The 20,417-nt window shown below is 42.0% G+C and carries 12 protein-coding genes and 1 pseudogene; all 13 read right to left on the reverse strand.

Translation table 11 applies throughout. The features are described 5' to 3' along the window. Nucleotides 1-33 precede the first annotated feature (33 nt). Nucleotides 34-3,444, reverse strand: a pseudogene (locus I6G42_RS10350) (hypothetical protein); the annotation flags it as partial. Next, complete coding sequence (locus tag I6G42_RS10275; protein ID WP_197906197.1) at nucleotides 3,441-3,584, reverse strand: hypothetical protein; 144 nt, start codon at nucleotides 3,582-3,584, stop codon at nucleotides 3,441-3,443. The pseudogene I6G42_RS10350 and the gene I6G42_RS10275, both read right to left, overlap by 4 nt. Nucleotides 3,585-4,697: 1,113 nt before the next feature. Next, nucleotides 4,698-5,732 (reverse strand): KxYKxGKxW signal peptide domain-containing protein, encoded by a 1,035-nt coding sequence (locus I6G42_RS09290; RefSeq protein ID WP_038804380.1) that lies wholly within the window; start codon nucleotides 5,730-5,732, stop codon nucleotides 4,698-4,700. A gap of 438 nt (nucleotides 5,733-6,170) precedes the next feature. Continuing rightward, nucleotides 6,171-6,347: a hypothetical protein gene (locus I6G42_RS09295; protein WP_000066117.1), complete on the reverse strand. Its 177-nt coding sequence runs from the start codon at nucleotides 6,345-6,347 to the stop codon at nucleotides 6,171-6,173. Between the two features lie 68 nt (nucleotides 6,348-6,415). Further along, complete coding sequence (gtfB, locus tag I6G42_RS09300; RefSeq protein ID WP_000562905.1) at nucleotides 6,416-7,744, reverse strand: accessory Sec system glycosylation chaperone GtfB; 1,329 nt, start codon at nucleotides 7,742-7,744, stop codon at nucleotides 6,416-6,418. A gap of 27 nt (nucleotides 7,745-7,771) precedes the next feature. Continuing rightward, nucleotides 7,772-9,301: an accessory Sec system glycosyltransferase GtfA gene (gene gtfA / locus I6G42_RS09305; protein ID WP_038804381.1), complete on the reverse strand. Its 1,530-nt coding sequence runs from the start codon at nucleotides 9,299-9,301 to the stop codon at nucleotides 7,772-7,774. Between the two features lie 14 nt (nucleotides 9,302-9,315). Beyond that, a complete protein-coding gene (locus I6G42_RS09310; protein ID WP_038804382.1) occupies nucleotides 9,316-10,002 on the reverse strand; it encodes a hypothetical protein in 687 nt (228 codons plus the stop codon). A gap of 256 nt (nucleotides 10,003-10,258) precedes the next feature. Continuing rightward, nucleotides 10,259-11,434, reverse strand: a complete 1,176-nt coding sequence (locus I6G42_RS09315) for a family 1 glycosylhydrolase (protein ID WP_038804383.1) — start codon at nucleotides 11,432-11,434, stop codon at nucleotides 10,259-10,261. Between the two features lie 51 nt (nucleotides 11,435-11,485). Continuing rightward, nucleotides 11,486-13,771, reverse strand: coding sequence for a hypothetical protein (locus I6G42_RS09320; RefSeq protein ID WP_197906198.1), 2,286 nt, complete (start codon nucleotides 13,769-13,771; stop codon nucleotides 11,486-11,488). Between the two features lie 68 nt (nucleotides 13,772-13,839). Then, entirely contained in the window at nucleotides 13,840-16,227 is a 2,388-nt protein-coding gene (secA2, locus tag I6G42_RS09325; RefSeq protein WP_038804386.1) for an accessory Sec system translocase SecA2, read from the reverse strand. After that, on the reverse strand, nucleotides 16,217-17,251 hold the full coding sequence (gene asp3 / locus I6G42_RS09330) for an accessory Sec system protein Asp3 (protein ID WP_038804387.1): 1,035 nt from the start codon (nucleotides 17,249-17,251) through the stop codon (nucleotides 16,217-16,219). Before asp3 ends, secA2 begins: the two co-directional genes overlap by 11 nt. Next, complete coding sequence (gene asp2, locus I6G42_RS09335) at nucleotides 17,248-18,828, reverse strand: accessory Sec system protein Asp2 (protein WP_038804388.1); 1,581 nt, start codon at nucleotides 18,826-18,828, stop codon at nucleotides 17,248-17,250. Before asp2 ends, asp3 begins: the two co-directional genes overlap by 4 nt. Beyond that, nucleotides 18,815-20,413 carry an accessory Sec system protein Asp1 gene (gene asp1, locus I6G42_RS09340; RefSeq protein WP_038804389.1) on the reverse strand — a complete coding sequence of 533 codons (1,599 nt, stop codon included), beginning with the start codon at nucleotides 20,411-20,413 and terminating at the stop codon, nucleotides 18,815-18,817. The genes asp2 and asp1 overlap by 14 nt, the downstream gene beginning before the upstream one ends. Nucleotides 20,414-20,417 lie beyond the last annotated feature (4 nt).

The following is a 20,417-nucleotide window of genomic DNA, read 5'->3' on the forward strand; positions in this document are numbered from 1 at the left end:
GCTTGCTGAGATAGAAGCTGAGTTCTGGTTGTTAGATGCTGAAGCTGAGGCACTTTGGCTTGCGCTTACTGATGTTGAAGCACTTTGACTTGCACTTACAGATGCTGATTGGCTCGCACTGATGCTTGCTGATACTGATGCTGATGCGCTTTGGCTTGCACTAATTGACGCAGACTGGCTCGCGCTTGCTGAGATAGAAGCTGAGTTCTGGTTGTTAGATGCTGAAGCTGAGGCACTTTGGCTTGCGCTTACTGATGTTGAAGCACTTTGACTTGCACTTACAGATGCTGAAGCTGATTGGCTAGCTGATACAGACGCTGAGTCGCTTGCACTTACAGATGCTGAAGCTGATTGACTAGCTGATACAGATGCTGATTGGCTCGCACTGATGCTTGCTGATACTGATGCTGATGCGCTTTGGCTTGCACTAATTGACGCAGACTGGCTCGCGCTTGCTGAGATAGAAGCTGAGTTCTGGTTGTTAGATGCTGAAGCTGAGGCACTTTGGCTTGCGCTTACTGATGTTGAAGCACTTTGACTTGCACTTACAGATGCTGAAGCTGATTGGCTAGCTGATACAGACGCTGAGTCGCTTGCACTTACAGATGCTGAAGCGCTTTGGCTCGCACTAATTGACGCAGACTGGCTCGCGCTTGCTGAGATAGAAGCTGAGTTCTGGTTGTTAGATGCTGAAGCTGAGGCACTTTGGCTTGCGCTTACTGATGTTGAAGCACTTTGACTTGCACTTACAGATGCTGAAGCTGATTGGCTAGCACTGATGCTTGCTGATACAGATGCTGATGCGCTTTGGCTCGCACTAATTGACGCAGACTGGCTCGCGCTTGCTGAGATAGAAGCTGAGTTCTGGTTGTTAGATGCTGAAGCTGAGGCACTTTGGCTAGCACTTACAGATGCTGAAGTACTTTGACTTGCTGATACTGATGCGCTTGCTGATTGACTTGCACTTACAGATGCTGAGTGGCTTGCACTTGCTGAAGCACTTTGACTAGCATTTGCTGAGCTTGATGCTGATTGGCTTGCACTGATGCTTGCTGATACAGATGCTGATGCGCTTTGGCTCGCACTAATTGACGCAGACTGGCTCGCGCTTGCTGAGATAGAAGCTGAGTTCTGGTTGTTAGATGCTGAAGCTGAGGCACTTTGGCTAGCACTTACAGATGCTGAAGTACTTTGACTTGCTGATACTGATGCGCTTGCTGATTGACTTGCACTTACAGATGCTGAGTGGCTTGCACTTGCTGAAGCACTTTGACTAGCATTTGCTGAGCTTGATGCTGATTGGCTTGCACTGATGCTTGCTGATACAGATGCTGATGCGCTTTGGCTCGCACTAATTGACGCAGACTGGCTCGCGCTTGCTGAGATAGAAGCTGAGTTCTGGTTGTTAGATGCTGAAGCTGAGGCACTTTGGCTAGCACTTACAGATGCTGAAGTACTTTGACTTGCTGATACTGATGCGCTTGCTGATTGACTTGCACTTACAGATGCTGAGTGGCTTGCACTTGCTGAAGCACTTTGACTAGCATTTGCTGAGCTTGATGCTGATTGGCTTGCACTGATGCTTGCTGATACAGATGCTGATGCGCTTTGGCTCGCACTAATTGACGCAGACTGGCTCGCGCTTGCTGAGATAGAAGCTGAGTTCTGGTTGTTAGATGCTGAAGCTGAGGCACTTTGGCTAGCACTTACAGATGCTGAAGTACTTTGACTTGCTGATACTGATGCGCTTGCTGATTGACTTGCACTTACAGATGCTGAGTGGCTTGCACTTGCTGAGATAGAAGCTGAGTTCTGGTTGTTAGATGCTGAAGCTGAGGCACTTTGGCTCGCGCTTACTGATGTTGAAGCACTTTGACTTGCTGATACAGAGGCGCTTGCTGATTGGCTAGCTGATACAGATGCTGAGTGACTTGCACTTACTGATGCTGAAGCTGAGGCACTTTGGCTGGCGCTTACTGATGTTGAAGCACTTTGACTTGCACTTACAGATGCGCTTGCTGATTGGCTAGCTGATACAGACGCTGAGTCGCTTGCACTTACAGATGCTGATGCTGATTGGCTAGCTGATACAGATGCTGATTGGCTTGAACTTACAGACGCTGAAGCTGATTGACTAGCTGATACAGATGCTGATTGGCTTGAACTTACAGACGCTGAAGCTGATTGACTAGCTGATACAGATGCTGATTGGCTCGCACTGATGCTTGCTGATACTGATGCTGATGCGCTTTGGCTCGCACTAATTGACGCAGACTGGCTCGCGCTTGCTGAGATAGAAGCTGAGTTCTGGTTGTTAGATGCTGAAGCTGAGGCACTTTGGCTGGCGCTTACTGATGTTGAAGCACTTTGACTTGCACTTACAGATGCGCTTGCTGATTGGCTAGCTGATACAGACGCTGAGTCGCTTGCACTTACAGATGCTGATGCTGATTGGCTAGCTGATACAGATGCTGATTGGCTTGAACTTACAGACGCTGAAGCTGATTGACTAGCTGATACAGATGCTGATTGGCTTGAACTTACAGACGCTGAAGCTGATTGACTAGCTGATACAGATGCTGAAGCACTTTGGCTTGCTGATACAGATGCTGAAGCCGATTGACTTGAGCTTACTGATGCTGAAGCTGATTGGCTTGAGCTTACTGATGCGCTAGCTGATTGACTTGCACTTACTGACGCTGAAGCTGATTGACTTGAGCTTACTGATGCGCTAGCTGATTGGCTTGCACTTACAGACGCTGAAGCTGAGCGACTTGAGCTTACTGATGTGCTTGCTGAACGACTCGCGCTGAGCGATGCACTAGCTGAGGCACTGGCCGAACGGCTTGAGCTAAGCGATGCGCTAGCTGACGCACTGGCCGAACGGCTCGAACTTACAGAAGCTGAAACTGAGCGACTTGCAGATACTGAAGCTGAAGCTGATTGGCTTGAGCTTACAGAAGCCGAAGCTGAGCGACTTGCGCTAAGTGATGCACTCGCTGAAGCACTGGCTGAACGACTTGAGCTTACAGAAGCTGAAGCTGAGGCACTGGCCGAACGGCTTGAGCTAAGCGATGCGCTAGCTGACGCACTGGCCGAACGGCTCGAACTTACAGAAGCTGAAGCTGAGCGACTTGCAGATACTGAAGCTGAAGCTGATTGGCTTGAGCTTACAGAAGCCGAAGCTGAGCGACTTGCGCTAAGTGATGCACTCGCTGAAGCACTGGCTGAACGACTTGAGCTTACAGAAGCTGAAGCTGAGGCACTGGCCGAACGGCTTGAGCTAAGCGATGCGCTAGCTGACGCACTGGCCGAACGGCTCGAACTTACAGAAGCTGAAGCTGAGCGACTTGCAGATACTGAAGCTGAAGCTGATTGGCTTGAGCTTACAGAAGCCGAAGCTGAGCGACTTGCGCTAAGTGATGCACTCTGGCTAGCACTCAAACTTGCTGAGTGAGATTGACCTGCGCTAAGTGAAGCACTCGCTGAGGCGCTTTGGCTTGCTGATACTGATGCTGAAGCGCTTTGGCTTGCTGATACTGATGCTGAAGCTGATTGGCTAAGGGATCCGCTTTCTTTAACATTTATTTGAATGTCCTTAAAGTTAAGCTGTCCTGCTTCGTCAGTAATCTTATATTTAAGTGTTACAGTTCCTGTTCCAGTAGGCGTCCCAGAAATTTGGATAGATGGGATATAGCCAGTTTTACCACCCCCTGATGGAACGGTTTTAGTAGTAACTGTTAATCCAAGTGCTTCTAGTTCTTTCTTACCATGAATCAGTTCAACCGCTTGATCTGCAAGGTAAGAACTTTGCCAAGAACCAACAGACTTATCTCCCTTGTTATTACCATCATGAACATATAAAGTTTCATTAACTCGTTTACCGACTTCAATCTCAGGAACTAGTGGTTCAGGGGAAGGAGTTAGTGAGTCTTTGCTCTTGTTGATAATTGACTCCTGCGCAGCCTCAGTTACAACTTCTTCTGGACGGCCTAGATAGGTAAAGAATTCAGCATCCTTACCTCCCAATCCATCATTATGTCTGACAAGATAATTAGGATTTTCAGTTTTAACAGTCCCCGTAACAGTGACTTTAGGAACATAGGTAAAATCAGCACGTCTTTCCACTCCTTGAACAAACCTCAAGCCCATCGGTTTGGTCCAACCACCATTACCAGTGTACAAAGTAATAGCATTTCTAGCATCTTGCTCATATCTATACTGTTTATCATTATGGAAATAGTAGGTTTCATTGACTGTATCTCCTACTTTATATTTTGCAAGAGGAGCCAGTGCTTCTTTTTTCCCTTCGGCATCATACGTTACAGCAGGTCCCTTAAACTGAGTAGTAGTAAGGTTCATGAATATGCTGGTTTGAGGAAAGCTACGTCCATCAAAGGTCACATCCAGATTGATACTACTTCTAAATGCTTTTGGATTATCACTCTTGAAAGTTACATATGGAATATAACGTCCAGGAGCCACTTCCACACGACCTGTTTCCGAGGTAATATTATATTTCTCTTGTGCTTCTTGCCAGTTTCGAGTCTCTAGAGTTTGTCTTGGAGAAAGTCCTGCCAACTCACTATCCTTATATGAACCGTAAGGATATTCGTCCGCATCAAATTGAGACTTATGCATATAATATGTTACCGAGAAAGGAACACCTGCTCGTCCCAGAAAGACCCGTTGTCTATTTAAACGACCACTTGTTTCTGGAGAATTGATACTATATGGGTCAGTATTAGAAAGAATGGCTCTTTTGAACCAGTATCGATCGGATTTGCTCTAAATCCAGAATACCCTGTCTTTGGTGCAGTCGCTACAGTATTGTCAACCTTTTGGTTTTTCTCAGCTTGCTTGGTTGTATCCTTACCTTGGGCTTGGTTCTTATCTGCTACAACACCAGCTGCAAGGTTGTTGCTTGTTGTTGCTGCTTGGCTACTAAGTTGAGTTGCACTAGACAAAGCATCACCGAGTTTGCTTGATGCTAAGCTAGCTGCAGGTTTGGTATCGGCATTGAGTGATGCTGATGTAGAAGTTGAGACAGATGCTTGTACTTCTGATCCACTCGTTGCACTAGTGCTCTCAACTAGTGAAGTTGAAGCTTGAGCGCTCGCTGACGCTGATGTAGGAGCTGATGTTGATTGGCTCGCTGACTCAGATGCTGGAGCAGTTGACTGACTTGCTGATGTTGAAGCACTTGCAGATGCTGACTGACTTGCTGAGGCAGATTGACTGACTGAAGCTGACTGACTCGCACTCGCTTGAGCCTCAACAGATTGACTGACTGATACAGAAGCTGAGGCAGATGCTTGTTCTGCTTGAGCTTTCTTTACTTCTGTTTGCGCTTGAGCGATGATTGAGTTAGTACTTGTTTCAGTTGTTTCAGCTGCTTTTGGTTCAGCTGCGATGACTGTTTTATCCTTTTCTGTATACTCAGATGTTTCATCCGCATAAACAGTTTGCTCTTGAGTCATCACAAATCCTGCAGCCCCCGCGGCCAGGATTCCCCCTATGCCCGCTAGCGTGTTAAAACTAAGGTGTGCGTGATCAAGTTCTTCAGTGTCTGACAGGGTACTAGAGACAACTTCGCCCATCCCACCAATACGGAAGAGATCCAATTGAGAGTTCGAGGCTTTTACCCAGTTTTTACCCGACTTGTAAAGCTTATAACGCTTTTTCTCATCTACGATCTCGAAATCTTTGTTAAACTTTTTACTTCGAAACATTTGTTTCCTTTCTTTTCATCAAAATGCGACCCTTTGTTAACCTCATGATCATTAACAAAGCGTAGTTGCGCTACCCTCTCAAAACCAAAACCAATAAAAGCCGCAGTCAGTCTCAGTTTTTATCCCTTTGACTCAGAAAAAGCAGATTCCATCTGGGATATACCAGTTGCTTTTAACTAGTATATACCATTTACCATTCTATCAAAGTAGCTCCTCCTTTTCAAGCATTTATACTCGAAATGACCAACGAAAACGCCTAATTTATACCTAAAATTCGCTTTCAAGGATCAAATAATTGAAAACGTTTTATTATCTTTCGAAATCTCTTCCTTCCCCCACCCTTTCACACTAGTTCACTTAGACAGAAACAAAAAAACCTTGACGAGCAAATCATCAAGGTTCATCTTTTCTAGAGACCATCTCCATCCAGAAAAGTTCCTAAAAAAAGCGTCCCAACTGCATGAGTAGTGTGACCAAAAGAGTTACGAGAAAGAGAACTCCGCCCAGCACGGCAATCATGCTAAAATCTTGCTTCTCCCTTTTTAGGGGTTTCTTTCGATTATCTAGCTGTTCTCGTATATGTTCTTGTAAAATGCTATTGTCCTTGTTAGACATGTGCTCCTCCTTTTCTGTTGATAGAAAGGAACTTGCTTTCATCGAAAGCAAGCCCTTGTCTTATTAGCTTATAAAATTGCCTTGTAGGCTTCCAGATCAGCCTGATTCGCCGCCTGTTTTTGCTTAGCAAGAGCAGCCTCCATTTCAGACGGAAGAGAGAGAACTCCCTGAATCTTACCTACCATGGCTGATACATTTTCCACCGGATAAATATGACTTTCTGCAACGAAACGATGATTGTGACAAGTCGTCTCAAAACTGAGAATCAGCATATTATTCTCAAAAGCTGTTCGACTACCATTGAGAATTTCATCACTGATATTGATATCCAGATACAAGTCGCAGCGAGCAAAGAGCTCATTCACCTTAGCTGGACGAATATTAGGGTAGAGGGAAATATTCGGATAGCGATTTAATTCCATTAAACGACTTGACATCTCAGTGATCGCTCCAATATGGAAATGAACATTTGGTAATTGAGTCAAAAGTGGTTCAATTTGCTCGATTTGGTCACTATTCGTCAGAATCAAAGCTTCTGGATTCATATTATTGAGGCGATGGTATTGATAGAGATAACCGACATTGCGGAAGTAACTCTTCTCTTTTGGTGTCGCAAGCTTGAGGATTTTATCATAAACTTGTTTATCCTGTACTGCGATACGGATGTTTCGATGAGGCAACTGCATCGCCGCTTTCATGTTACCCGGCAACTCCTCTCCAATTGGCTCCTGCCAGAAAAGAATATCCTCTGCTCGTCCTTCTTTCGGAGTCAGACCAACGGCTACTAAAAATGGTGTTGCTAGAGAATTGTAGATAATGCGATCTGTATCATACCCACGATATCGCAAGTAAAAGATTACAAATTCTTGCTTAGAATTGAAAATATGGCGTTTTCCATCAAGAGTTAAGACAATATCCTCTGTTAAATGATTTTCCATAATCACCGTCACGTTATCCTGATTAAAGTAGCGTGTATGAGTTGGACGTTGGGCATCATCATAGGTAATCTGTGCAAAGAGACGTCCCTTGCGATTGTAAATGTCAGCAGCGCGTACACGACCTTGATCATCCAACCACTCGACTGCACGCACGCGACGTTCGTGTGTCGGTTGACGGTAAAAGATATTGGCACGTTTCTTACCCATGTCCAAGATTTCACCATTAACATTGCTCGAGCGAATTTCCCACAAATGAGGTTTCGGAACAAGGTTAAAATAAAGAGGTAGATCGTCCTCTGAAGCCACATCTCCAGTAAAGTAACTGTAAGGCGACTCGACATCAGGTGCGAGGTAGCCATCGTCTCGGATCACGACAACAGGGCAGTCTAGCCCAGCTGCCTTAAGTGAACGTAGTAAATCAAAACTCGCTTGATCATAGCGTTCAAATAAACAAATCATAGTATTTATGCCTTTCTTTTCGAATCCCTACTGATGCTGTGCAGATTGAACAAGATCATACCAACGCTGGGCAATATGTTCATCAAGATATGGTTCTGCCACCTCGTAGGATACACGGGATAGATCTTCTTGGGAATGTTGAGTAAATAGCTGGACAATCTTTTCTGCGTATTCCGTTGTCATTGCATCCAGATCATCTGGACGCGCCTCAGGAATCAAGTAGCCATTTTCCCCATCACGGATAAAGGTTGGATTTCCATAACGTACATCAAAACCAATAATTGGCAGACCAGAACCAACCGCCTCTAACAAGGTCAAACCAAATCCTTCACTTGTGGAGGCAGAGAGGTAAGCAGAGTAATTTTGATAAATATCTGCCATGTGGTGATGCCCCATCAGACGGATATACTCTTCTGCATTTAACTCATGAATCAACTGCTCCAACATGGCTCTTTCGCCACCCGTACCATAGATATCAAAAGTGATTTCAGGTAATTGCTCATGCGCCTTCGCTACGGAGTGAATCAACCAATCGATATGCTTTTCACTGGCTAGACGCGAAGCTGTAATCAATCCAAACGGCTTGCGCTCTCCTTCTGGATGACGCAATTGATCCAAACTTCCCACCGGAATAGTCAAGATTTCCTTTGGTTTGATGGTTGTATATTGGGCGAATTGTTCTTTGAGTAGGTTCGTTTGCGCATCGGTCGAGTTAATGATATAGTCCACTTCGTCAGCATATTCGAACTGATACTCATAATAGTTATTCCATAAAATATAGTCTTTCTCAGCAGGATTTTCACTAAAGTGGTCTGCATGAACGATTACGACTAGCTTTGCAGCACCCCTATTAGCAAAGATAGCTTGACCAATATCTGTCTCTCGGTCTAAGATCAACAAATCTTTGTCCGTCAGAGACAAACTTCTCATAAAATGCGCGACAAACTCTTGCTTAGAATAGAAAACATGATTTGGGAAACGATAGACTTGCGTTTCCTGTCTACCATCGACTTCATTGATGATTTCTTCATAGGCCACACTACCATCTTCATTGAGCCAGGTACGTTGATATAATTGCGCATGACCATTCATCGGACTAAAATACTCGATAAAATTCTTCGTATAAGTATAGTACTCTTTTTGAATCAAACAACCACGCGAAACAATTTCAGCGCGCTCAATCAACTCTTTGTCCATGTCACAGGCATAACAAGTCACAAAATCACCATCACCAAATACTAGTCGGATCGTCTTCATATCGGTGTCGCGGATAATTTCAAGGGGCTCTTTATCAAAACTCGCTAAGACCTGTGCTAGCGTATAGGTCGTCGGTGCAATTTTGACATCTGTAAAATGCTGATAAAGCCAGATAACCTCAGAATCTTCAAAGCCGATATTCTTTGTCAAATGTTCAATGTTATCAGCAGATATAAAATCCATAAAGATGAACTTCGCTTCTAAGCCAACACTACGAAGCAATTTTGCACGGTAGATCTGCGCATATTCTACACCGCTACTCGCCCAGCCAATCCCCAAATTGATGTTATAAATTGTCATATTTGATTATCCTCTTACAAAAAGTTATCTCGTTTAATTCTTGAAAGACGTTTGATTCTCTTGCCCTTATCATCATCTAACTTATCTTCGTCTTTCTTTTTAGGTTTTGCGCGACGTGAAGTGATGTAGCTGACAGAGATGGTACTATCTGTTCCTGTTTTTGCAAGGGGTTGTTCGAGATGGAGTTTCTCTCTCTCAGGCACCACCTCTTCTTTCTCCTTAGCAACTTCTTCTGGTCTATCAAGTTCTTTACGCAATTCTTGAATTTTTTTGATATCTTTTGGTTTACCATCGATATCGTCCAGTTCTAGAAAATCATCAATTCGACTAATAATATTTTTAATTTTTTCTTTTTGTAAATTATACAATCTCTCAGCCTCTGCCCGTTTTTTGGTCAGAGTATCGATTTCTTCGAGAATAGATTCTCTCGTATCTAAGTAGTCTTTTTGTGCCTTTTCTAAAACTTCTTTAGCTTCTTTTTCGGCCCTATCGTGAGCTTCAATGACAAGAGATTTGGCATAAATGACTGCTTCACCGATCTCTTTTTCTTGATTCTTCATAGAGTCGATTTTTTTACGTAGGGATTCGATTTTTTCATTCTTCTTTTGAATTTCACGATCGAACCCTTCCTCTAATGCTTCGATACAATCTTCGACTTCCTTAGCACGGTAGTTACCGAACAATGTTTTCTTCAGTCTCATTTTGCTCCCTCTATTCCTTACTTATTCTGATTTACACCACTACTCCTCATTGTAGCATAAAATAGCGTAAATTGCTATTCTTTTCTAAGCTCCAAATAAGGAAAATATCCTGAAGCGCTATCAAGCAAAACCCGAACTTAGCTTAAAGCTCATCCATTTCTAAAAAAATGTCTGATTGATAGATCAGACATTTTTAAAAGTAAAAACATGAACACTACTCTTAAACCAGAAAGAATTCGAGTTATTACTTCCTATTTTAAAATTTTAGTTCCGTCCAAGTAAGCGGTGTATAGCCAAGCAATTCCACACCATCATACTCGACTGTTTTCACAATCTCCTGGATGTTTGTTTTCAGCTCTTCAGTTGCTACGCTATTTGAATCATCCAAGACCACATCATCTTCCACGACGAAGAGTGGTTTTTGGTAACGATCGTAGAGATTGTTCATCACGAGACGAAGTCCCACAGAATCAATGCGATTTTGATTTTGGCCATTACTTGCATATTTGTTGATAAAAACTTCTTGGGAATTGCTTGATGCATAATAACTGAAGCTGACAAAGTCAATTTTCCCATCTCTTAGGACAAAGAGGTCGTCATTTTCAATATCCAAGGCGATTTGATCACGTTCCAAACGACGCAAAAAGTGATTTGGGTAGTATCCACGCACTTGCACGTCTGTAAACAAATAATTTTCCCTATCTTTGACTTCTGCTTCCATTACATCAATAGCATTTTCAGTTTGCTGACTGTAGTTTTTACTAACAACCATCATCCCACCAAACTGAAACTCTGGGTTGATTGCTTTTCCGAGCTTGATTGCACGTGCAGAAGCAACTAATTGATAATGAGCTGCTTGCCAAATCACCTGTTCTTGATTGTCATCTGCTCCAAAAGACAATCCCCCACCAAGAAACGGCAAATGGTGCAAAACATTGAACTCATTGAAGGTAATCCAATACTTCACTTTGTCCTTAAAGTACTGAAAGACAGCTTCTGCATAACGCTCAAAGAGTTCAATCATCTTGCGGCTTTTCCAAGCTCCATATTTTTCGTATAGATTCAACGGAAGGTCAAAGTGACTCAAGGTCACAATCGGTTCGATATCTTTTTCTAATACGTCATCGATGATTGCTTCATAATATTTCAATCCCTCTTCACTCGGCTGCAGCTCTTCACCATTTGGAAAGATGCGTGCCCAAGAAATCGAGATTCTATAGGCATTAAAACCCATTGATTGAATCAAATTCAGCTCTTCCGTGTACTCTCTCTGACCTACTGAAGCAAATCTCCCTAGGATATCATAAGATCCTAAAGGTACATTTTTGTAGTCAACTGTTCCATTCAGAACTTCTATCCGAGACTGGTCAACTGGTAATACATCTGTAGTACCCAAACCTTTGTTACTATTTGACATCATATTTCTAATCATAGTGGCTCCTTTTGATTTTTATTATTTCTATTTAATGATTGCAAGTTCTGTTTAGAAGGATTTCTCATCTTCCCTTTTTTGAGTAATAGCAGCCAAACCAGACAATTCACTTGCAACATTTCTTAAGTCACGTGCTAGGGGCTGCGAACCTGGTCTGAGTAGGTGATAGAGTTGGCGTTCCGTCATCCTTAAATTTGTTCCATTTGATTCTGAATAGTGAGACAGATGTTTCAGAGAGTCTTGCAAATCTACATTCTTTATTGATTCTTCTCTATTTTCAAGCTCCTGTTGCTCCTCAGCAATATGTGCTTGAGACAATCCCTCTTCAGAAATTTCAGGTGTCATCACTTCTTGCACTTTTTGCTGGTGAGTTAGAGGGCTCATATCCAGTTCAGAGAGGCTCTTATACAGACGTTCCGAAGCATGCAAGTCATGCGCGAATACCTCTGTCTCCGCCACACTCTGTCTATAGGAACCAAATTCTGATTCTAACATACTATAGGATTGAGATAGGGATGCTTTCCTTAAACTCACCGAATCAGCTACACTCTGACTTTGACTTAAAGATTCAGATATTTGTTGGCTTTGACTTAAGGATTCGGATTCACTGATATAGAGACTTTCACTCAAACTTAACGACTCGGACTCAGAAAGTAGATGAGAAATCATCTCACTCATCGAAAGCGATTCCCATTCACTCTGGCTCAGACTATAGAACTCAGACTCGGAGACACTCTGGCTGGCTTGCTCTGATTCGGAGTAGCTCCACCACTCTGTTTCTGAGTAACTTTGAGATTCCGAAACAGATTCCCACTCACTCTGGCTCAGGCTATAGAACTCAGACTCGGAGACACTCTGGCTCGCTTGTTCTGATTCGGAAGAGCTCCACCACTCTGATTCTGAGTGACTTTGGGATTCGGATATGGATTCCCATTCACTCTGACTCAGACTATAGAACTCAGACTCGGAAACACTCTGGCTCGCTTGTTCTGATTCGGAGTAGCTCCACCACTCTGATTCTGAAGAGCTTTGGGATTCGGATATGGATTCCCACTCACTCTGACTCAGGCTATAGAACTCGGACTCGGAAACGCTCTGGCTTAGGCTATAGAACTCGGACTCGGAGATACTCTGACTCGCTTGTTCTGATTCAGAAGAACTCCACCACTCTGATTCTGAAGTGCTTTGGGATTCGGAAACGGATTCCCACTCACTCTGGCTTAGGCTATAGAACTCGGACTCGGAGACACTCTGACTCGCTTGTTCTGATTCAGAAGAACTCCACCACTCTGATTCTGAAGAGCTTTGGGATTCGGAAACGGATTCCCACTCACTCTGGCTTAGGCTATAGAACTCGGACTCGGAGACACTCTGACTTGCTTGCTCTGATTCGGAAGAACTCCACCACTCTGATTCTGAGTGACTTTGGGATTCGGATATGGATTCCCACTCGCTCTGGCTTAGGCTATAGAACTCGGACTCGGAGACACTCTGACTCGCTTGTTCTGATTCAGAATAACTCCACCACTCTGATTCTGAAGAGCTTTGGGATTCGGAAACGGATTCCCACTCACTCTGGCTCAGGCTATAGGACTCGGAGACACTCTGACTTGCTTGTTCGGACTCGGAAGAACTCCACCACTCTGATTCTGAAGAGCTTTGGGATTCGGATATGGATTCCCACTCGCTCTGGCTTAGGCTATAGAACTCAGACTCGGAAACACTCTGACTTAGGCTATAGAACTCGGACTCGGAGACACTTTGACTCGCTTGCTCTGATTCACTCAAGGAAAGAGACTCTGAGTATGCAATACTTTCACTCAAAGAGAATGTGTCCGTATCCTGACAAAGGGACTCCTCTGTCAAATGCTCAGAAATAGAGAGACTATCAACCAAGGAAAGAGACTCAAATTCAGATTCTGAAGAAGAGACCGCTAATGAGTAGTTCTCAGACATGGACTCTCGAAGCGAGAGTCCTTTTGCTGATATACTCTGGCTAAACGACTCACTGTACGAATCTGCGACAGAAAGGCTGAGGGAAGCTAAAGCGCTAGTTGACAAACTCTGACTAACATTCCTTATCAAGTCAGCTACTCCCAAACTGTTCCTTTCCTGAAAGTCTTCTAAGGCTTCCATGACAGAAACTGATTCTGTTGGTAACTCAAGTTCTTCACTAGCACTCAGAATAATTTCCTTTTGCTCTTTGAGCTTTCGACTAACGGGCTTTGATTTAGTTGCATCTAGGCTACGGTAATCACTATCTTCCCTACCCTTTTGCTTAAACTTTGATATCAAACGTTTAAATCCCTTTAGCTCTTTGTTATTATTTTTGCTCATAATATGATTTTCTCCAAAAATACAGTTATATCATCATTATAAAGTCTACAACAGAATCTGTCAAAGTATTAGCCAAAGAAAACTTCTAACTTCCCAGAAGGCTTAATATTAATGTAACTCAATGCCATATTTTTTATAATGTTTAGATTTATATCTGCATTCATTCTTTTGTATGATTTAAAAGCTTCTTTATGAAACTCAAAGACAGGATTTTTTTGGGCGTATCCTTGACTAGACACCAAACCTTGAAATTGCTGTAAATAGTCAACCTGCTCAACCCAACAGTCATCTATCGCTCTCAAAACAACAGTTCGTTGAAATTGATTGAACAACTCTGAATCCTTGATTTTATCTTTTTTCTGCTGGTATTCTGAAACAAGGAGGTCAGATAAAAACTTTTTAACTTGCCGTAAATCCGTAACATCTAGATCATCTGGAATATCCTCGCAGTAATAACTAATGTTATCCAAAACAAAGCGAAACAAATCCGCCCGCTCTTTAAACGGTGTTTTACTTGTATAAATGTCCACTGCATCCGATAGGGTAGACAAGAAATAGGTCAAATCAAAGTCTGGATGGGAGATGAGCTTATTACGCTTATTGTAGATAATCTGTCGCTGAATACGGATACTTTCATCATATCGTTCCGTTGAACGTCTGGAAGCCGCTGACGCGTTATCACTATTCTTCTGAGCTTCTTCAACCGCATATCTAATACGACGAGAGGTCAAATGAATCTTTTGTTTTTCCTCTGGTTTTGCAATTTCTTTGTGATAGTACTCACTAATCCATTTGCTACCAGACTTGGAAATAAGATCATCCTCAAGAGAAATAAAGAATTTGCTCAATCCTGGAGCGCCTTGTCGTCCGGCACGACCGCGAAGCTGCAAATCGACTCGCTCACTGGACATTCTCTCTGTTCCAACAACAGCAAGTCCACCCAACTCAGCAACCCCTTCTTCCAAGATAATATCTGTTCCACGACCTGCCATTGATGTTGCTACCGTCACTGCAGAACGTCTACCCGCCAGTGCGATCATCTCAGCCTCTTTCGCTGCATTATGGGCGTTCAACACATTATGGGCGATTCCCTCTTGGAGTAAGAGCATAGAATAAATCTCAGACATTCCAACCGATCCTGTCGCAATTAAAACTGGCTGACCTTTTTTATGTAATTTTTTGATATACTCCAATGAAGCATATAACTTTTGAGGAATCGTGAGATAGATTTCATCTGGATAATCAATTCGTAAATTGGGTTTTCGTGTAGGAACAACTACGACTCCCAAGTCGTAAACGTCTCTGAACTCATCCTCACAAACCTTACCAGTACCCGTCATTCCTGCTAATTTTGGAAACATTCTAAATAAATTTTGATAGGTAATAGAGGCCATCGAACGCGTTTCCAATGTGATTTTCACACGTTCTCTGGCTTCTAGTGCTTGGTGCAGTCCTGATTGGAGTTTATTTCCTTCCAAGAGACGTCCTGTCGCCTCATCCATCAGTTTAACTTCGCCATTATCCACCGTATACTGACGATCTTTTTCAAATAAGTGGTTAGCTCTCAAAGCTAGGTTAATTTGGCGAATGAGCTGGTAATTATCTGGATCATAGGCATTCTGAACGCGGAAATAAACCTCTGCTTCCTTTACTCCTTTTCTCGTCAACCATACAGACGTCCGAGTAGAGTCTAAATTAAAATCTTCCCCTTCTTTTAGAGTTTTTACAAACTCATCACACGAGAGAAAGAGGTTGGATTGAACCCGAGGAGAACCTGAAATGATTAGGGGCATCTGCGCACTATCTAGCAAGGCTGCATCTACTTCATCGACCAAACAAAAATAAAATTTTGGCAAAAACTTCTTTGATTGAGATGTCGCCAAGTTTTCTTCTAGGTAATCAAACCCTAACGCACTATGTGTTGTATAGACAATATCACACTTATAGATTTGTTGTTTTTGAGGAATTTTAAGCTTTTTTGTCGGATCGTCCGAGACACCAACCCCAACTGTCATTCCTAAAAATCGAAAAACGGGTGCCATTTGTTTAGCATCACGCGCTGCCAAATATTCATTGGCCGTGACTAAGATCGTACTTTTTTCCGTCAAGGCATTTAGGTATAAAGGAAGGATAGCTGTCAAGGTTTTTCCTTCCCCTGTTCTCATTTCTGCAATCTGATTGTCCTGCATAACCAAGGCCCCTAAAACCTGAACATCATAAGGATATAATCCTAATACACGCTTGGCTGCCTCACGAATGGTTGCATATGCTTCTGGCAAGATTGACTGCAAGCTTTCTCCTCCAGAAAGGCGTTCTTTAAACCATTTTGTCTGAGCTTGCAGTTTCTCATTTGACATAGCTGCATAACTATCAGATAGTTTATTAACCTTCTCCAAAATCTTTTTGTAACGCATTAGTTTATAGGAGTTGGTCAAATTGAATCGTTTAGTTTTCATTCTCTCTCATCCACTCTTCAATCTTTTCCAAGTCAATCGCTTGAAGTAAAAATGACTTATCTAATAAATATTCAATGTTTGCTAGTTCACGTGGTCTAGTCTTCAAGTCCGCATATTCCTTAACTTTTGTCGGGTTAAATTGCTGTAGCAATAATTCTTTAAAAATAGGCGGATTTACTCGATTACGGTAACGTTCCAGCAAGCGTTGATAATCTAGTTCACTTAGAAACTCATCCGTCACAAGAGCGTATGAATTTCCAAATTGTTTGGAGTAATGCAAGGCCGCAATATTAGAAATCGCTCCATAACCAACAAAAGCCACTTTTTCAAAAAGATGCTCTTGCGCTAATTCTTCAATCGTTTCAAGCAAAGTTTCGTAAAAACGTTCCTCCATGTATAGGAGCGCTTCCCCATAAGACGAATTAACAATCAATACATTTGAGAAATGTTCACGAACACGTTCTGGAATAAAACCTGTTCGATTGAGTTCAGGTTCAGTAAAGCAAACATACATCGTTTCTTTCTCGGAATCCTGATGAAGCAAATCAGAAATCCAGTAGCGATCCACTGTATAATCCGCCAACTGCTCCTCAGCAACATAAATCCCTTCAAACAGGAAGCGATGACAACCCGAGCTGACTAACTGCACCTTATAATATTGTGTATTATCTGGAACGCATACGCTCACTCTCTCGCCCTGTTTAATGATTTGATTCGAAATTTCTTCATCTCGAGCATCCATAAATTCAACTTTTAAGTATGTTGAATTTTCTGGGATGGTTTCTATATGACTGCCAAAAATATAGTTTTGCCCACGTTTCAATTCAGGAAGCTGACTCGTATTGCGTAAGGCCTGATAGTTTGCCCGTGAATGCCATTCATGAATAACTGTCCCCGAAGGCATGAACTGGTTTTCATACAAAACATGACCACCATCTAACAGTTTGACAGATGAACCGTATAGATACTGAGATATGCTTTGGATATCCCAATAAGCAAAATAGACTTCTTCCTTGTATCTCACGATTTAAACTCCCTTTCAAAACTATTCATTAATAGCGTTTTATATTGATTAAAGAACCATTCGACAATACCTTGTGTATCGTCGTTGTGTCGTCCAGTCAATCCCTTACTGATAACGCTGACGCGGTAATCTCGCTGTCCTAACTCATCCAGCATATCAGGATAGGCCGACATATCATAGTCATCTTGATACATAAAGGAGATAATGAATTTTGTTCTTGAGAAATCAGCTGACTCAAAAGCCGTCCAGAAACGTTCGTTAAGCTGAGCTGTAGCTTCACTTGATAACTCCCCTATTGTGCGGTACACCAAATCCAGTGACGTTGGAAATCCTCCCGGACGAATAGTTGACTCATTTTCTGCCATATCTCCTAAGTTGACAAGAGGTTTTCCGACAATGACGGCATGAGGTTCCAACTTAGAACTATAGTAAAGGGCGCCAAAAGTCCCCATTGATAAACCTGACAAGGTCAGTTGTTCCTTCGTAAAACCAAGTTCATCTAAGCAGTTATGAACCACTTGGAGAAGTTTTTGTTCCAGCTCCTCCGATCCAAGATAGAATGCGCCCCCTTCTGAACGCGGATCCCCTACTAGTAAGAATGGCGATCCCAAATTATTCATCATCCAGTATCCCTCGAATCCCTCTGCAGGACGGTACCCTGAAAAATAGATGTTCAACGGTGGTTTCAAATCTCCTGGATGGAAGAAATAAATCAGTTCTTCTCTATTTTTATCGCTAATTCGTTTTCCTCCGACTAACAAGTCTCCATAGCCTAGATGGGAGTCTCGATAGTGGCAGGGACCAAGTTTTACAATTCCTTGTCCTTTTGCTTGAATGCTGATACTCAAATAATACGAATCATTTACATCTAACGTCAGAGACCGATCAAAGCTCGTTTCATCATAAATCCATTCTTGCATGGGAGAATTTCCAGCTGGAAAACCTTTGACAACGTAGCGGATCGAACAACCTTCTGAAACCCTGAACTCAGGCCACAGATCTAAGGGCATCTCCCCACTCAGAAAAACATTATGTTGATAGGTCGCAATAGTCTGATAATCCTCGCCGTATCGGCCACACAAAAGAAGGTAGTTTGTCCCTTCATAACTGACTTGCCCCTCAAAAGATGGTGCAGCGACTAGATGATTAACACTTAGTTTCGTTCCATTTTGCTTAGAGAAAAAACCACGTGAAAATATATGTAGCATCTGCTCTGGATTTTCAAAATTTGTTTTCACAGCTTTTTTGCGCAAAAGAAATCGTTCCAACGTTTTTGTAGTGATTTGACAACGCTCATGATAGAACAGACGGTAAACCTGAATTTTCTGATCCAAGATAGTGACATACTCTAAATATTCAGCAGTATCTACCAACACGACATCAAACGGTTTGTCTACTTTTTTCTTCTTTTTTTTCCCGTTTTCCGCCTCAACTTCTCTATTTAAGATCCCGATATCTTCTGGCAATAAAGAGACGATGTCTTCTGGTTTGACAAATGTCCATTTTATATTACTAGGAATTTCATATTGCTCCTGCCAATTTTCATCAGCAATTTGCAAAACACTAATTTTTTTCATTTCCTTTTAATTCCTTTATGGTATTTTTCCACATATCGACAATCTCACCCTTTGTATACTGTTCAATCTTCTTGACTGAGTGAACTAGAGATTGATTCCAATGTTCTAAGTTTGTGAGGTAATATAAGAGTGCCTCTTCAAAATCTGAAATATTATCTAGAATCCAACCATTTTCTCCATGCTTCACATAAGAAGAACTATACAAGTTAACCTGAGGGATCCCTCCACTAATGCCAGCGATTTGAGTCAACACATCAGCTGGAGTTCCCAAATCTAGTATAATACGAACGTACTTCAGAACTTTAATCAAATCGATGTCGCTATGAATGGTCTCAATATCAATCCGTTCGCGAACAATCTCCTCTTCATCATCAAGAACTCGGTTCTCACCTCTCGCTCTTTTCTCTTTATCAACAAAAATCAATTCTTGTTCATATTCTGGCTTAAGAGTTCGATAGTTTTCTAGTACCTGTTTTATATAGGCCTCTCGGCCAAAATCCTGACTTTGTGTTCCAACCAGCAAGTCAATCCATTCATTTTTCAACATCATTTCAAACAAAGTCGTAAACACATATTGAATTTTATCTGCTGGTAGATTGTCGTAATTGACGTAAACAATTAACTCTTTTTTTCTTTGACTATGCCCTAGGTTTAGATGAGTATCATAAGGCGGAATCTCATAAAATCCCGGCAACTGTTCTAGATCCATATTAGCTGCTATCGTTTCAATTTTATTTAAACTATCAACAACGAAGAACGGCGTGTCTGTCAAATCCGTTAGCAGCTGCTCCTGGTTTGTGATTGGATAGCGATCTCCAAAAAAAGACAAGATAACATGATGGTTTTCCTTAACCTTTTGGAAAAAGTGGTTGTGCTGTACATCTGACGAAATCACAATCGTATCATCCTTGGTTAGCGAAGAAGTTAGATACTGATCTAATTTTTCATTGATCAATTCTTCGATATCTTGGTAAACTTCTTTTGCAAATGTAGCCTGCGCCTCAGGGTTGATAAGTACTTGATGATTTTCTGTGCCCAAAAATTCCCTAAACTGCCATGTACCTTGTAAATTTAAATAATCTTGGTAGTAAGGTTGATTATTTTCAAAATAGATGATGCTTGAAACAAATCCACGATCATCAAAAATCAACTGATGATTTGTCTGTCCACCCTCAAAATAAGTAATATCAAAGAAATTACCTGTTTGTGAAAAGTTAATTTTAGCATAGTGTTCTTGATTTAAATATACCTCAATCATAAAAGGAGTATAGAAGAATTCTACCCCTTGAGGCCATTTAATATCTTCCAGACGAATTTTACGTACAGATACATCCGTCAGACCTTGTATGGTATCAAATAGATTCCATACAGTTTCTGGCAATATTCTTTGCTGATAAAGAAAGGTTCGAATATGTGGTGAATAGTTCAAAATCAGAGTGGTATTTGCCTCTCCTGATTGCTGAAACATTCGCAGCAAATTCACCGCATCATCAAACATCATATTTTTAGACACGTAATAGAAAGGCAGGGTGGTAGAATACCATTTCCGATCTTGTCTATACCAAGATGGTACAAAGTAAAACATATCC

It is taken from the genome of Streptococcus oralis, from assembly GCF_016028255.1.
In the GTDB taxonomy this organism is placed as follows: Bacteria; Bacillota; Bacilli; order Lactobacillales; family Streptococcaceae; genus Streptococcus; species Streptococcus oralis_AC.

What these genes read in the sequence shown, in the direction of transcription:
- I6G42_RS09315 (WP_038804383.1), bottom strand. Translation starts at nt 11,434, where the DNA reads ATGATTAGAAATATGATGTCAAATAGTAACAAAGGTTTGGGTACTACA.
- I6G42_RS09295 (WP_000066117.1), bottom strand. Translation starts at nt 6,347, where the DNA reads ATGTCTAACAAGGACAATAGCATTTTACAAGAACATATACGAGAACAG.
- gtfA (WP_038804381.1), bottom strand. Translation starts at nt 9,301, where the DNA reads ATGACAATTTATAACATCAATTTGGGGATTGGCTGGGCGAGTAGCGGT.
- asp1 (WP_038804389.1), bottom strand. Translation starts at nt 20,413, where the DNA reads ATGTTTTACTTTGTACCATCTTGGTATAGACAAGATCGGAAATGGTAT.
- I6G42_RS09320 (WP_197906198.1), bottom strand. Translation starts at nt 13,771, where the DNA reads ATGAGCAAAAATAATAACAAAGAGCTAAAGGGATTTAAACGTTTGATA.
- I6G42_RS10275 (WP_197906197.1), bottom strand. Translation starts at nt 3,584, where the DNA reads ATGTTAAAGAAAGCGGATCCCTTAGCCAATCAGCTTCAGCATCAGTAT.
- secA2 (WP_038804386.1), bottom strand. Translation starts at nt 16,227, where the DNA reads ATGAAAACTAAACGATTCAATTTGACCAACTCCTATAAACTAATGCGT.
- I6G42_RS09310 (WP_038804382.1), bottom strand. Translation starts at nt 10,002, where the DNA reads ATGAGACTGAAGAAAACATTGTTCGGTAACTACCGTGCTAAGGAAGTC.
- I6G42_RS09290 (WP_038804380.1), bottom strand. Translation starts at nt 5,732, where the DNA reads ATGTTTCGAAGTAAAAAGTTTAACAAAGATTTCGAGATCGTAGATGAG.
- asp2 (WP_038804388.1), bottom strand. Translation starts at nt 18,828, where the DNA reads ATGAAAAAAATTAGTGTTTTGCAAATTGCTGATGAAAATTGGCAGGAG.
- gtfB (WP_000562905.1), bottom strand. Translation starts at nt 7,744, where the DNA reads ATGATTTGTTTATTTGAACGCTATGATCAAGCGAGTTTTGATTTACTA.